Here is a 13,202-nt window from a genome sequence, read left to right as displayed (position 1 = left end):
CGGAGGGCATCCGGGAAGTAACGCCAGTCGAGATGTTCCCTCTACTTCTATTGGTCGAAAGACCTGTAAAAGCAAGGAACGTCAGTGACGCTGGAATCCCCTGCGTTTACGCATGGGGAGTGTCAAAGACTATTTCACCTTGCTAATGCGATCGCTGCATTCTGTCCCCCAAAGCCAAAACTGCAACATAATACCTGCCGAATTTTACTTAGACGTGCTGCCGTAACAATATTTAAATCAAACTCTGGCTGCTGCAATCCTACACAAGGTGGTAATATTTGATGCTTTAATGCCATGAGAGAAAAAGCCACACCTAAAGCTCCAGATGCCCCTAGTGTATGACCTGTGCTTCCTTTGGTGGAACTAACTGCTACCCCTTGGGGAAACAAACGCTGGATTACTATGCTCTCCATTTGGTCATTTAGCTGGGTAGCTGTGCCATGAGCATGAATATAATCAATATCACCTGGTGAGAGACAACTACGTTCTAGACATTGTTTGATGGCAGCGATCGCACTTTTCCCTTCAGGTTCTGGTGAATTAGCATGATATGCATCGTTGGTTAAGCCAAAACCGAGAATTTCACCATACACTTTTGCTTGACGCTGTTTTGCCAACTCTGCTGATTCTAAGACAAACACAGCTGCGCCTTCGCCCAACACTAAGCCTTCTCGGTACAAATCAAAGGGATAAGCCCCAGTTTTCGCCAAAGCACCCATCTGCTGAAACCCAGCTAAAGTTAGGGGTGTAATTGGTGCTTCCACTGCGCCAGCGATCGCCTGTTGACATTGCCCAGTTTGTATAAGCAAAGCTGCTTGAGAAATAGACCAAATTCCAGTAGCACAAGCTGCCATCGGTGCTAAAACCATTCCAGATGCACCGATTTGCCTGGCAGCTGCGATCGCATTCATGTGAGGTAATGTATCTAGCCAATTTCCAAAAGAGGACACAGGCAAATTCGCCACGTCTTCATACATTTGCCGCGCCATAATTTCCCAAGACGCTTGATAAGAGCGACTCGATCCAATGACTACAGCACAATCAGCTGCATGTGAAACTAACCCAGAATCTTGCAAAGCAGAAGCAACAACCATCTGAGTCAACATTGTCAATTCAGATGGTTGTTGACCAATCAAACCTAGAGGAAGTGGTGTAAGTTCTGGAAATGGTTGATGTAATCGAATTCCAGATTTACCTGCAATTAAATTTTGCCAGCTATCCTCTAAGTTTCCACCCAAGGCGGAAATTAGACCAATACCAGTGACACAAACCTTAACCAATTTGCAATTTGGGGGGATGAGGGGATGAGGAAGATGAGGGAGATGAGGGGGATGAAGAAGAATAATCGCTTGTTTGCTCCCTTTACTCCCTCATCTCCCCCTGCTCCCTCATCTTGCAATTTGGGGGGATGAGGGGATGAGGAAGATGAGGGAGATGAGGGGGATGAAGAAGAATAATCGCTTGTTTGCTCCCTTTACTCCCTCATCTCCCCCTGCTCCCTCATCTCCCCCTGCTCCCCCTGCTCTCTTCCTACTGCCCTGGTGTTTTGAGATTTTCAGCACCTTGGGTGACTTTAGCAGAGTCAATGCGATCGCCTTGCTTAATTTTGTTCACTACATCAAAGCCTTGAGTGACATTGCCAAACACGGCGTAGCTACCATCTAAGAAGGCTAAATCCGCTAAAGCAAAGTAAAACTGGGCAGAAGCGGAGTCTGGTGATTGCGATCGTGCCATCGCTACTGCACCCTGTTTATGGGGCAATACTACGGCTTGAGCTGTAGCATCAAAGGGTTTATTGTAAATTGGAGTATCTGAACCTTTTGACTTAATTTCTAAAGGTATATAACGAGCATTTCCCGTTTTTGGGTCAATATAACTACCTGTTCCCAGTCTATCTGCTGAAATTTTCGGGTCTTTGCTTTGGGGATCGCCCCCTTGAACTACAAACGGTTGGGGTTCGCGTACAACTCGATGGAAAGCTAAACCATCGTAGACACCCTTCTGCACTAAATCTACGAAGTTGCCAGCTGTAATGGGGGCATTAGTGCCGTCTACTTCGATAGTAATCGGTGAGCCTTTAACCGTTAGCACCACAGTAGCCTTGCCTTCAAGGCGTGGTAAATCTGCCAGTCCAGGAATACTCTCAGTATTAGTTTGAGATACAGATGTTGCTTCACTAGTTGTCTTGGTGCTTGCCTCGCTTGTGATCGAGGTAGCTGCCGAGATTGGAGAAGATGTATTAGAAGCGACTTGCTGTGTTGAACATCCTCCCAACATCAAGGCACTGATAATCACAAGAGAAAGCAAAAATTGTGAAATTTTTAACCGCATTGCCTGTTACCGATTTAACCAGAGTATCTTATCGTTTTCAGGAGCATTGGGAATTGGGCATTGGGCATTGGGAATTGGGCATTGAGCATTGGTCATTAATCAATAATTCTTCTTCCCCTGCCTCCCCTGCTCCCCCCGCTCCCTCATCCCCACTCCCTTACAGCCCTTCTAATGACACTCCCAAAAAGCGAGCTAATTTTGCGCCTTCTGTTTCCAACTCTGTTAAAGATAACGGTTGTCCAACCCGTGTTAAGGGTATATCTCGCCGGCCCTTAATGCGTAGATAAAGGGCGCGAAGGGGATTAAGACCTTCTTTAACGGTTATTCGCACGGACTGCACATCTTCTATGCGGCCGTCAATCTCAATTCGGCGGTTTTTGCCAGGAAATCCCCAACGGAATATTTTGATTGTGCCTGTTTCCTGATTAAATTCGTTGTAACCGCCTCCCACGTCCCATAAAATCACTAGCCACAGGTATGTAGCTAATAGCAAGCCAGCAGTACCATATAGCCCCATTACCAATCCTTGGGGGACGAATACCAGTTGAGTTGGATCGGAAACTATGAGTAAATTAACTTTTAAATAACTGGATATCCCAGCCAATAAAAAGCCGCTTGCTCCCAAGGTAACGATAGTTGCCCAGCAATAGTTACTGAACCGACGAGAACCGAGAACATTTTGATGCAGGAGGCGATCGCCTTTGTTAATCGTTGTTGATGCCGTCATTGAACTACCATTGCCCCGTAAGATACTCGCTGTGATATACAAAGCACACTGAATGCTCTTGCATAGAGTGTGTGCTTCTGTACCAATCCGGCTATTGCTTAGGAGGCACTGAAGCTTTGTTTTAAGTCCACGGTATACTTTACCGCAGACGATGAATTTTTTACCCTGTACCCTACAAATTTTACTGTCCCGGATGATGGCTTACTTGCGCTATGGGACAAACCACTTAGGCTATTTGTATTAGTCAAGATGTGCCAACTTCCTTTCCCCTTGTCCAACGTTTCACATAGTTTTTCCAGAGGTGTATCAACGACTGTGGCGGCGAAGTAACCATCCACATTTTACCAAACATTGTTGACAAAAACTCAACTGCCCCCTTCCCTGTTCCTGCTACTTAATATAATTTGTTAGGGCACTAAGTCTTAAATTTCTTCACTCAATGGCTGATAAAAATTCTTTTTCCCCAAATACGGTTCGGATAAGCAGGGGAGGCTCTTGAGGCTCAAGAGCCAGAGGGTTATTGTTCAGTAATTCTTTTCTCCCCCTACTTCCCCTGCCCCTCTGTCCTCTGTCCTCCCTGCTCCCTGCCTGTTTTTCACCTTTTGGGAATGAGTTCCCTATCTACGTCGAGGTAGACTAAATTTTTTTACATTTCTGAGAAAAGTTGTGTCAAATTGTAAAATTTCTGATATTTATATTATTTATAAGGTTTGTGTTTCATGACTGATTTGCTTCTGTGTATCAGGCAAAAACCCTGAGTAGTATGATAAGTTAAGAATCATTAAGTTACCACAAGCTAGATTACTAGCTGATGGTACGTGTAATGGCATAAAGAAAGAGAAATGCTGATTAGTGAAATCAGGATTTCTCTCAGAATCTCAATTGCTTTCACGCTGTTGAGATTGTCAAAAAAAACGTTAATTCCTCACGGCAGTCGGTTACACTGGCTCTCCGCACTGTCTTAGAAACGTTGCAATTTTAGTAAAAAGAGGATTAGTCCGATGACCATCGCAGTTGGACGCGCCCCTAGTAGAGGGTGGTTTGACGTTTTAGACGACTGGCTCAAGCGCGATCGCTTCGTATTCGTAGGTTGGTCAGGGATATTATTGTTCCCCTGCGCCTTCCTAGCACTAGGCGGTTGGCTGACCGGTACCACCTTCGTCACCTCTTGGTATACCCACGGGTTAGCCTCCTCCTACCTAGAAGGCTGTAACTTCCTAACAGTGGCAGTATCCACCCCCGCCGACAGCATGGGACACTCCCTACTGCTGTTGTGGGGGCCAGAAGCCCAAGGCAACCTCACCCGTTGGTTCCAATTGGGTGGCTTGTGGCCATTCGTGGCCCTGCACGGAGCCTTCGGTTTAATTGGCTTCATGTTGCGGCAATTTGAAATTGCCCGTCTAGTAGGTATCCGTCCTTACAACGCCCTTGCCTTCTCAGCTCCGATTGCGGTATTCGTCAGTGTATTCCTGATGTACCCCTTGGGACAATCGTCGTGGTTCTTTGCACCCAGCTTTGGTGTGGCTGCTATTTTCCGGTTTCTACTATTCCTGCAAGGGTTCCACAACTGGACACTCAACCCCTTCCACATGATGGGTGTTGCGGGTGTATTGGGTGGCGCTCTATTGTGCGCCATTCACGGAGCCACAGTCGAAAATACCTTGTTTGAAGACGGTGATGGTGCTAACACCTTCCGCGCCTTCAATCCAACCCAGTCTGAAGAAACCTACTCAATGGTGACGGCAAACCGTTTCTGGTCACAGATTTTCGGTATTGCCTTCTCAAACAAACGCTGGTTGCACTTCTTCATGTTGTTCGTGCCAGTTACAGGCTTGTGGATGAGTGCGGTCGGCATCGTCGGTTTAGCACTCAACCTGCGGGCTTATGATTTCGTCTCCCAAGAATTACGGGCGGCGGAAGACCCGGAGTTTGAAACCTTCTATACCAAAAACATTTTGCTGAATGAGGGTATCCGCGCTTGGATGGCTCCTCAAGATCAACCCCACGAACAATTTGTATTCCCTGAGGAGGTATTACCACGTGGTAACGCTCTCTAATAGACCAAATATATTAGGCGGTACTGGACGCGACCAAGAATCCACTGGCTTTGCCTGGTGGTCTGGTAACGCGCGTTTAATCAATCTATCTGGCAAACTACTGGGTGCTCACGTTGCCCATTCTGGTTTGATTGTATTCTGGGCTGGAGCGATGACTTTGTTTGAAGTCGCTCACTTCGTTCCCGAAAAGCCCATGTACGAGCAGGGCTTGATCCTGTTACCTCACCTTGCTACCCAAGGTTGGGGTGTTGGTGCTGGTGGTGAAGTTATCGACACCTTCCCCTACTTTGTTGTCGGTGTACTCCACCTAATTTCCTCAGCCGTCCTTGGCTTTGGCGGTATCTATCATGCTGTTCGTGGCCCAGAAACCTTAGAAGAATACTCTTCTTTCTTTGGTTACGACTGGAAAGACAAGAACAAGATGACCAACATCATCGGATTCCATCTGATTATTTTGGGATGCGGTGCGCTGCTGTTGGTGCTAAAGGCAATGTTCTTTGGTGGTTTGTATGACACCTGGGCACCAGGCGGTGGTGATGTTCGTATTATTACCAATCCGACATTGAACCCAGCAGTCATCTTCGGTTATGTAATCAAGTCTCCCTTCGGTGGCGAAGGCTGGATTGTCAGCGTCGATAACTTGGAAGATGTGGTCGGTGGTCACATCTGGGTTGCCTTTATCTGTATTGCTGGCGGTATTTTCCACATTCTTACCAAGCCTTTTGCTTGGTCACGCCGTGCATCCATCTGGTCTGGTGAGGCTTACCTCTCCTACAGCTTGGGCGCTCTCTCACTGATGGGCTTCATTGCCTCGATCTTTGTTTGGTTTAACAACACCGTTTATCCCAGCGAATTCTTCGGCCCTACTGGCCCAGAAGCTTCTCAAGCTCAGGCTTTGACCTTCTTGATTCGTGACCAACGCTTGGGTGCTAACGTTGGTTCTGCCCAAGGCCCCACTGGTCTAGGTAAATACCTAATGCGCTCTCCAACTGGTGAAATCATCTTCGGTGGTGAAACCATGCGCTTCTGGGATTTCCGTGGCCCTTGGTTGGAGCCTCTACGTGGTCCCAATGGTCTTGACCTGGAAAAAATCAAGAACGATATTCAGCCTTGGCAAGCTCGTCGCGCTGCTGAATACATGACCCATGCTCCTCTGGGTTCTTTGAACTCCGTGGGTGGTGTGGCTACTGAAATTAACTCCTTCAACTACGTATCTCCTCGCGCTTGGTTGGCGACTTCTCACTTCGTACTAGGATTCTTCTTCCTAGTTGGTCACTTGTGGCACGCTGGTCGCGCACGGGCTGCGGCTGGTGGTTTTGAGAAAGGAATTAACCGTGATACTGAGCCAGTGATGTTCATGGACGACCTAGATTAGGTTGTAAAGTTTCTTTCATCACTGATAATTAAATCATTTAGAGGCTCTTGCATAAAAGCAAGGGCTTTTTTTATAAGAAAATTAATAATCTATTGATTAACTGAGTGACTTACCAAGATAATTAATAATATGAGCGATTCCAATTTTATTGATGCTTTGCGATGGACAGATGAAGCTAAGGAAAAATTGCAAAATATTCCCTTTTTTGTCCGCGCTCAAGCTAGAGCCAGAATTGAACAACTGGCTCGTGAAGTAGGTCAAGAGCCTAGATTCCGCAGGTGCGATCGGAAAATGCTGTATTTTAAAAAATGACCTAAATGCTGCATTTTAGAAGCATGACAGCATCACGATTAGATATAAGAGTACAGGATATTGACCACTGCGGCATAGTCGCAGGCATCTGTGACGAAATGGAACTAGTAGAGCAAATCAATCGGCTACTAGGAAGCCATCCGCAAGAAGTAATAGATGATGATGTATTAAGTGAATACAAGGCACAACAGTCTACTGAGCGGGGTTTCCGATTTCTTAAAGATCCTTTATTTTTTACTTCCAGTGTTTTCCTCAACTCAACTGAGCGAGTTGCTGCATTAGCAATGGTTATGGGTTTGTGTCTGCTGGTTTATAGTTTGGGTCAAAAAGCTCTACGCCAGGCATTGGAAAGGGCGAAAAAAACTATTGATAATCAATTGGGTAAACCGACTTCTACTCCTACTTTGTGCTGGGTATTTCAATGTTTTATGTCGATTCATTTGCTTACAGTTGACCAAATCAAGCAAATTGCTAACTTAACCCCGGAAAGGCAATTGATTCTTCAGTTTTTTGGTTCCCCTTGTCGAAAATATTATCTTCTTTCTTAACTAACCTGCGGAATGTGGGCTACAGCACTTTGGTCTGAAACTAAAATTACAACAATCTCACGAAAAATAATTGCGAATTACGAATTAATATCAACTTCCTCCCACATTCATTGCAGCTAAAAAAGCCTTCTGGCTCACATCTCTGTAAACTGTATTCAAATACTTCATTACTACATCACTGGAAGTTGAATTTACTGCATTTTCCTCTTCCTTCGCAAGAGGGATTGCTCCTAATACATCTAAAACCATCTCATTAGTGGATGGCGCAATCACTACCAATGATGACTCTAGTGGCTCATTGTATTGCCAGAAAGAGTCAATTTTTACTGAGTATTTGTTATTAGGAATTGACTGTTGAATATCGGGCGTTTCTGTGGTATTAGGTTTAATCTTGGCACTACGTAATTGGCGTAAATCGCTAATAATTTGCTCTTTAGTGCGTCCGCGCAATTGAAATAGTACAAAGGGATCTTCACTGAAGCGATCGCCTAACTGATAGTATAGGGCACCAATGTGTTTACAGGGATTTGCTTTATCAGGACAAGAGCATTTACTCTGGACATCAGCAAGGGTAAATGGAAATATCGAAAGACCATTAGCCGTGAATACTTCTTCTATATTTTGTGGCATTTCTCCTGCTAGCAGCTTGGCAGCAAAAATTGCTCTTTGGGACATAGTTTCAATTACATAACCCCACTGTTCATCACTAAAAGGTTCAAGGGAAAGAGAAACTTTGTAAGGCTCTACTTCACTACCTTGCACCCTAGCTAATACTTTTGCACCTTTAAATTCGATGCTCAAAACATTTCCTTGACGAGCATAATTTCTAGCACGTTCTAAACGTTTTTTAAAGCGATAGGAATCTAGCAAATCTAGCCATTGTTGTGACCACCATTCTCGACTTGATTGTAATGTGTAATTAGTCATAATTAATTTAAAAACTTAGTAATGTGCCGCACTAATTTTGAGGGTTTGTAGTGAGTGGTTTAGCGCTCAAATCAAGGACTAAAGTCCTTACTACGAACTTCTTCTGCATCATCGTCAATTACTGCACTGCGGTCAAGTATTAGTAAGTTACGAAGCTGGTCTGTATCCAGTTCAGTTAACCATTCTTCACCTGCACCCACAACTTGTTCAGCTAATTGTTTTTTACTTTCAATCATGTCATGAATTTTTTCTTCTAAAGTGCCTGTGCAAACAAATTTATGTACTTGCACATTCCGGGTTTGTCCAATCCGAAATACTCTATCTGTTGCTTGATTTTCAACGGCTGGATTCCACCATCTATCAAAATGGAATACATGATTTGCTCGTGTTAAATTTAGTCCTACTCCACCAGCTTTCAGAGAAAGAATCATAATCGGTGGCCCTTGGGGGTCGTGTTGGAAACGGTCGATCATTTCCTCACGTTGTTTTTTGCTAGTGCTGCCATATAAAAAGAATATTTCTCGCCCAAGCTGTTTTTCTAAATAGGGTTTAAGTAATTTACCCCACTCAGCAAATTGTGTAAAGATCAAAGCTCTATCGCCTTCTGCTAAAACTTCTTCTAACATTTCTTCTAGCCGCAGAAGTTTGGCTGAATTATGTTGCTCTAATGTCGCCTGTTTTAAGTATTGTGCTGGATGATTGCAGATTTGTTTGAGTTTAATTAACAAAGCTAAAATCATCCCCCGGCGTTGCAATCCTTCAGCAGATTCTATTTCTACTAAAGATTGTTCTACAATTTGTTGATAAAGTGCAGCTTGTTCACCAGTCAGACCGCAAAATACGGTCATTTCTTGCTTATCTGGTAAGTCTTGAATGATGTCACGATCGCTTTTTAATCGCCGCAGTATAAATGGTTGTACTAATGAACGTAACTGAGTCAAAGAAGCTGTATCACCATACTTTTCAATTGGCATGGCAAACCGACGCTGAAAAAATTGCTTATTGCCTAAATACCCTGGATTGAGAAAATCCAAAATAGACCAGAGTTCTTGCAGTCTATTTTCTACTGGCGTCCCCGTTAATGCAATCCGAAATGTCGCTTCTAATTGCCGTACTGCTTTTGACTGCTTCGCCTCTGGATTTTTCACATTCTGGGCTTCGTCTAAAACAATTATCTGCCAAGAGACACTTTGCAATGACTTGATATCTCGATGAAGCAGTGAATAGCTAGTAACGATTAAATCGTGTTTTTTCACTGCCTCTAAAAATGCTTTCCCTTTTGGGCGTTTGTCACCGTGATATTGCAAAATTTTCAGGCTTGGTGCAAATTTATTTACTTCCCTTTCCCAGTTGCCTAAAACAGAAGTTGGACAAACCAATAGAGTTGGATTTTCTAGTGCATCTTGTTCTTTCAAGTGGAGAAGGAAGGCAATGAATTGGACAGTGTTATGGCAAATAATATTGTTAGCAACGAAATTATGATGTTTATTAACTTCAAAGTCGTAAACCCACCCTTCGTACTCCACATCCTCAATAGCCTCAATCCGACAATAAAATACCTCTTGGTCGAGAAGACATTGCAAAGACTGCCTTGTTAAACTCAACTGTTCTACATCTAGGTTGCCATAGGCTGACAAAGTTTGAGTTGTCCACTTGGAAGGTTTTAGCAGTTGATACTGCTGTTGAGCTTCTCCACTAATCATGCGGCTCATCCCAGCTATTACTCGCTGTAAACTATCTCTAGAAAATTGCTGTGAGCCATTAATATAAACAGTGTTGTGCATCCCAAAATGCCGCAACGGGAGTCCTGTTGTTATGACTGTTTGGGCAACCATATCAGAAGCAGGAATTCCTTCAATATTTGTGTTACTTACCAGTTGACAAATTTGTTCTAATTTCTGCTGTTTTTCTGAGTTATTAAAACCAATTTCTTGCAGAAATCTGCGGGCTGATTTTCCTCCAATCACACCGATATAGTAGGTGCGAAAAGTACGAGTTCCATTAGTGGCACACTTCAGTTTGGGCGATATTCGCAACCAAATGCCGAAACGACGCAACAGTGCAGAAAGTTGCTGAATCAGTAAAGCTGAAGCTGTAGCAATCTCAATACTCCCCATGCTCAAAACAACAGCAGATTCAGCATCGAAATAGTTTTGTAAAAATATCCGCACACTATCCAAGTCTGCTTGCATAATGAAGGGCGGAATAGATTTTTCTGCCGAGAGCTTACCCCAAACATAACCTTTAGCTTCTAAGAATCGCCGATAGGCTTGGCTGTTAACTCGAAGATCAGAAACTCTGTTAGGGAAGTTAGAGATATTAGAGCTGTTAATTTTGAGGTTATAACGGTTTTGAATACGTTGGCAAGTCTGGAGTAGATCCTCTAGGACTCTGGTATCTTTTTGGGATATTGTGATTCCCACATCGGGTAGTTCATGCCCTTCGGCAATCTGCCAAGCGAGAAACTTGACTAAATCATGGTCTTGTGGTTTTCCATTCCAAAGCGTTTTACTTGGTACACAAACGTAATCGCCCACCTGTAAGTTATTTGTCCAACCTTTACTTGTCAGCAGCTTGTGACGATGAGTGATAGTGATACTATTACCGTCTTCTAGGGTGATTTTTCGTAATTTCTCGCGGACTTGCTGCCGATACAACCGTCTGACATTCGCCTGGACAATTTTGCCAGTTTTTTCATCTATGGAATTAACTAGTAATTGTTCTGTGGGTTTAGCCCAAAATCCTTCGCCGTCAAACTCTGTTTCTCCAGCGTGAGTTGTCCAGATTGTCTCGGCTGTGCGTAACAGTCCATTTACATTTACTAGGGTATCATTTGCTACGCATTTACCTAATCCCATATCGTCGGCGAGACACGCACCCAAGCCCCAACGTTCCAAGAAGGACAGCCAAGCAGCACCACGTTCTTGATAAGGTCGCAACTGTCCTTTAAAGCCTGTTGGTGTGGGCAAAGGTTCAAGCGCCTGATTATTTGTTAACGCCCCAATCAACTCTTGCAATGCCCCAGATGCCTCAAAGCTGACTACTGGCAACTTTTCAATTACCTGCGTATCCCCTGTACTGAAACGCAAGGCATCTTCCAAGGAAAGCGCCATTTGGTCTTTGCGAGTAGTAAAAAAAGTTTGGGCTGTTTTGATGTCTTGGGGCCGCAATTCCACCCACTCGCCGTTAATTTCCACTAGCGGACTATTTAAAGCCACAAGTTTATCAAACTCGGCTTTAGAAATAGTTTGTCCACCAATTGCCAATTGCCATTGGAAATTCAGCAGACTTTGCAATCCTAAGCGTCCCTGCTTTTTCTTTGGGGTTTCGGCAGTAATTTTTAAACCCAAACGGTTCGCCCATCCTTCGCGGTTCGCTAAACTGGGAGGCAAAATTACTCCCAAACCACTGTCTTCCAACCTCCAAGCTACAGCTTTGATAAACTCATAAGCTTGCATGGGAGTGAGGCGGCAAGATTGGGGATATTCGGTTTCTAAACTGGGTGCGTAGGCGCTTTGCGCCTTGTCGCCAGACATCGCTGGATATAATCTGGAAGCTACCCCCAAACCTCGCAAAAATGTTTCCTGTGGTTGCTCAATTGTTCGATTTTCATAAACCAATCGTTCAACAGGATTGTTCCAAATAGTTGTCGCATCCACCAAAAACTCAGGATCGTCTGCCGCTTGCAGCAAATACGCCAATGTCCAATCTGTTTCGCCAGACTCTGGAGAACGCAATTGAAAACAAGTACGAAATAGAGTTTTAAGAGTTAATTGGTATTGTAACGGCATAGTCCAAGCCCTCAGTGCCGCTTCCAACCGTTCCACTTCAATTGCATCTGCATTGACTCGATGAGAAGCATTGGTTAAAGCTTGCAACCACTGGCGCACCGCAGTTGGTAAAGATGCGTAGGCGTAGCCCGTCGTAGACATCGCTTTGGCTTCCATTAGAGGTTGGGAACCTACCATCCCTCGCACTTGGGCATCTATTGTACTGTTAAGAAATCCCAGCAACAATTCTTGAGGTTCGCTAGGGAAGTTTACATAAAGTAGGGATTGGGAAAACTCCTCCCCAGTCCCCAGTCCCCAGCGATGCACTGAGCAAGTCGTTGTGTCCCCAGTCCCCAGTCCCTCCTGATAAGTACGACAAACCAAGGGCATATTCGCAGAAAATCTTTCTAGACGGGTTCCATCTACTGCACTGTCTAAAAGTACTTGCCATTTAGCAGCAAATACACCGTCTGATTGTCGGTCAATTGTTGGTAAAAACTTACACCGCGAGATTAAATCTAAACTCCATCGGGCAACCTGTGACCAAAAACGTAAATCTCCTCCTAAAAAGGCATCTTCTCCGTTAGCAGCATTTAGGGGAACAGCAGCGAGAAATTTTACTGCTTCGCTGGGGTTAAGACAAAAACCCTCAACTCGCCACGGTTGCAAATATTGCGGGGAGTCTGTGTCTAGCCCCAAGCTGGCAGAATGTACAGGGAAAATCGCTGCTGTTCCTTCGCCACTACCTTCTGGGATATAAGTTGGTAGGGCAATGATTTGCGAATGCGTTGGTAAACTGATCTCAGTGACACTGGCGGCTTTCCGTGTTCGCCCAGTAGTAGCCATCACAACTTGAGGTTGCTGGATGAAGTTGGTAATCGCCATGTTCTGGGAACGCAACCACTCACTCAACTCAACTGATGTCATTGCCAATGGATGTAGTGGTATATCTCCAGATCCATTAGGCTCGAAATTCACTCGTGGCGATCGCCAAGTTTCCCCCCAAATAAATAAACAACCATTTTGACTTTTTAGTAACCAATTACCGTGTAAAATCGCCATTTGCTAACTACTCAAATTTTCCCAAAACTCCAGAATTAAAATTGCACTTATTCTACTTTTTGCATCTTCTCAAGAAGATTTCTTGCCCAAGTT

At 44.3% G+C, this 13,202-nt stretch carries 8 protein-coding genes and 2 pseudogenes; 5 read left to right on the top strand and 5 right to left on the bottom strand.

The genetic code is table 11. From position 1 onward, the window contains the following. Window positions 1-134: 134 nt before the first annotated feature. The 3 genes from LC586_RS20210 to LC586_RS20200 all read right to left on the bottom strand — a co-directional run bounded on the left by LC586_RS20210 (window position 135) and on the right by LC586_RS20200 (window position 3,058). Window positions 135-1,280 carry a beta-ketoacyl-ACP synthase gene (locus tag LC586_RS20210; protein WP_229486497.1) on the bottom strand — a complete coding sequence of 382 codons (1,146 nt, stop codon included), beginning with the start codon at window positions 1,278-1,280 and terminating at the stop codon, window positions 135-137. A gap of 250 nt (window positions 1,281-1,530) precedes the next feature. Continuing rightward, window positions 1,531-2,331: a peptidylprolyl isomerase gene (locus LC586_RS20205; RefSeq protein ID WP_229486496.1), complete on the bottom strand. Its 801-nt coding sequence runs from the start codon at window positions 2,329-2,331 to the stop codon at window positions 1,531-1,533. Window positions 2,332-2,488: 157 nt separating this feature from the next. Beyond that, window positions 2,489-3,058 carry a photosystem I assembly protein Ycf4 gene (locus tag LC586_RS20200; RefSeq protein WP_118171578.1) on the bottom strand — a complete coding sequence of 190 codons (570 nt, stop codon included), beginning with the start codon at window positions 3,056-3,058 and terminating at the stop codon, window positions 2,489-2,491. Window positions 3,059-4,059: 1,001 nt separating this feature from the next. Between LC586_RS20200 and psbD the strand changes: the two genes are divergently transcribed. The 5 genes and pseudogenes from psbD to LC586_RS20175 form a co-directional block, all read left to right on the top strand. Next, window positions 4,060-5,115, top strand: a complete 1,056-nt coding sequence (gene psbD / locus LC586_RS20195; RefSeq protein ID WP_100900373.1) for a photosystem II D2 protein (photosystem q(a) protein) — start codon at window positions 4,060-4,062, stop codon at window positions 5,113-5,115. After that, window positions 5,099-6,490 carry a photosystem II reaction center protein CP43 gene (gene psbC, locus LC586_RS20190; RefSeq protein ID WP_229486495.1) on the top strand — a complete coding sequence of 464 codons (1,392 nt, stop codon included), beginning with the start codon at window positions 5,099-5,101 and terminating at the stop codon, window positions 6,488-6,490. Before psbD ends, psbC begins: the two co-directional genes overlap by 17 nt. Window positions 6,491-6,619: 129 nt before the next feature. Continuing rightward, window positions 6,620-6,802, top strand: a complete 183-nt coding sequence (locus tag LC586_RS20185) for a PCP reductase family protein (protein ID WP_229486494.1) — start codon at window positions 6,620-6,622, stop codon at window positions 6,800-6,802. 5 nt (window positions 6,803-6,807) lie between these two features. After that, window positions 6,808-6,945: pseudogene (locus LC586_RS40735) on the top strand (DUF4277 domain-containing protein); the annotation flags it as partial. 15 nt (window positions 6,946-6,960) lie between these two features. Beyond that, window positions 6,961-7,350 (top strand): annotated as a pseudogene (locus tag LC586_RS20175) (IS1634 family transposase); the annotation flags it as partial. A gap of 90 nt (window positions 7,351-7,440) precedes the next feature. Here the strand turns inward: LC586_RS20175 and LC586_RS20170 are convergent. Next, window positions 7,441-8,277: an SWIM zinc finger family protein gene (locus LC586_RS20170; RefSeq protein WP_229486493.1), complete on the bottom strand. Its 837-nt coding sequence runs from the start codon at window positions 8,275-8,277 to the stop codon at window positions 7,441-7,443. 71 nt (window positions 8,278-8,348) lie between these two features. Beyond that, entirely contained in the window at window positions 8,349-13,109 is a 4,761-nt protein-coding gene (locus LC586_RS20165) for a sll1366 family intein-prone helicase (RefSeq protein WP_229486492.1), read from the bottom strand. Between the last annotated feature and the right edge of the window lie 93 nt (window positions 13,110-13,202).

Source organism: Nostoc favosum CHAB5714, from assembly GCF_020829495.1.
GTDB classification, from domain to species: domain Bacteria; phylum Cyanobacteriota; class Cyanobacteriia; order Cyanobacteriales; family Nostocaceae; genus Nostoc; species Nostoc favosum.
Note: the sequence above shows the minus strand (reverse complement) of the source record. Positions and strands in the feature narration are given on the sequence as shown.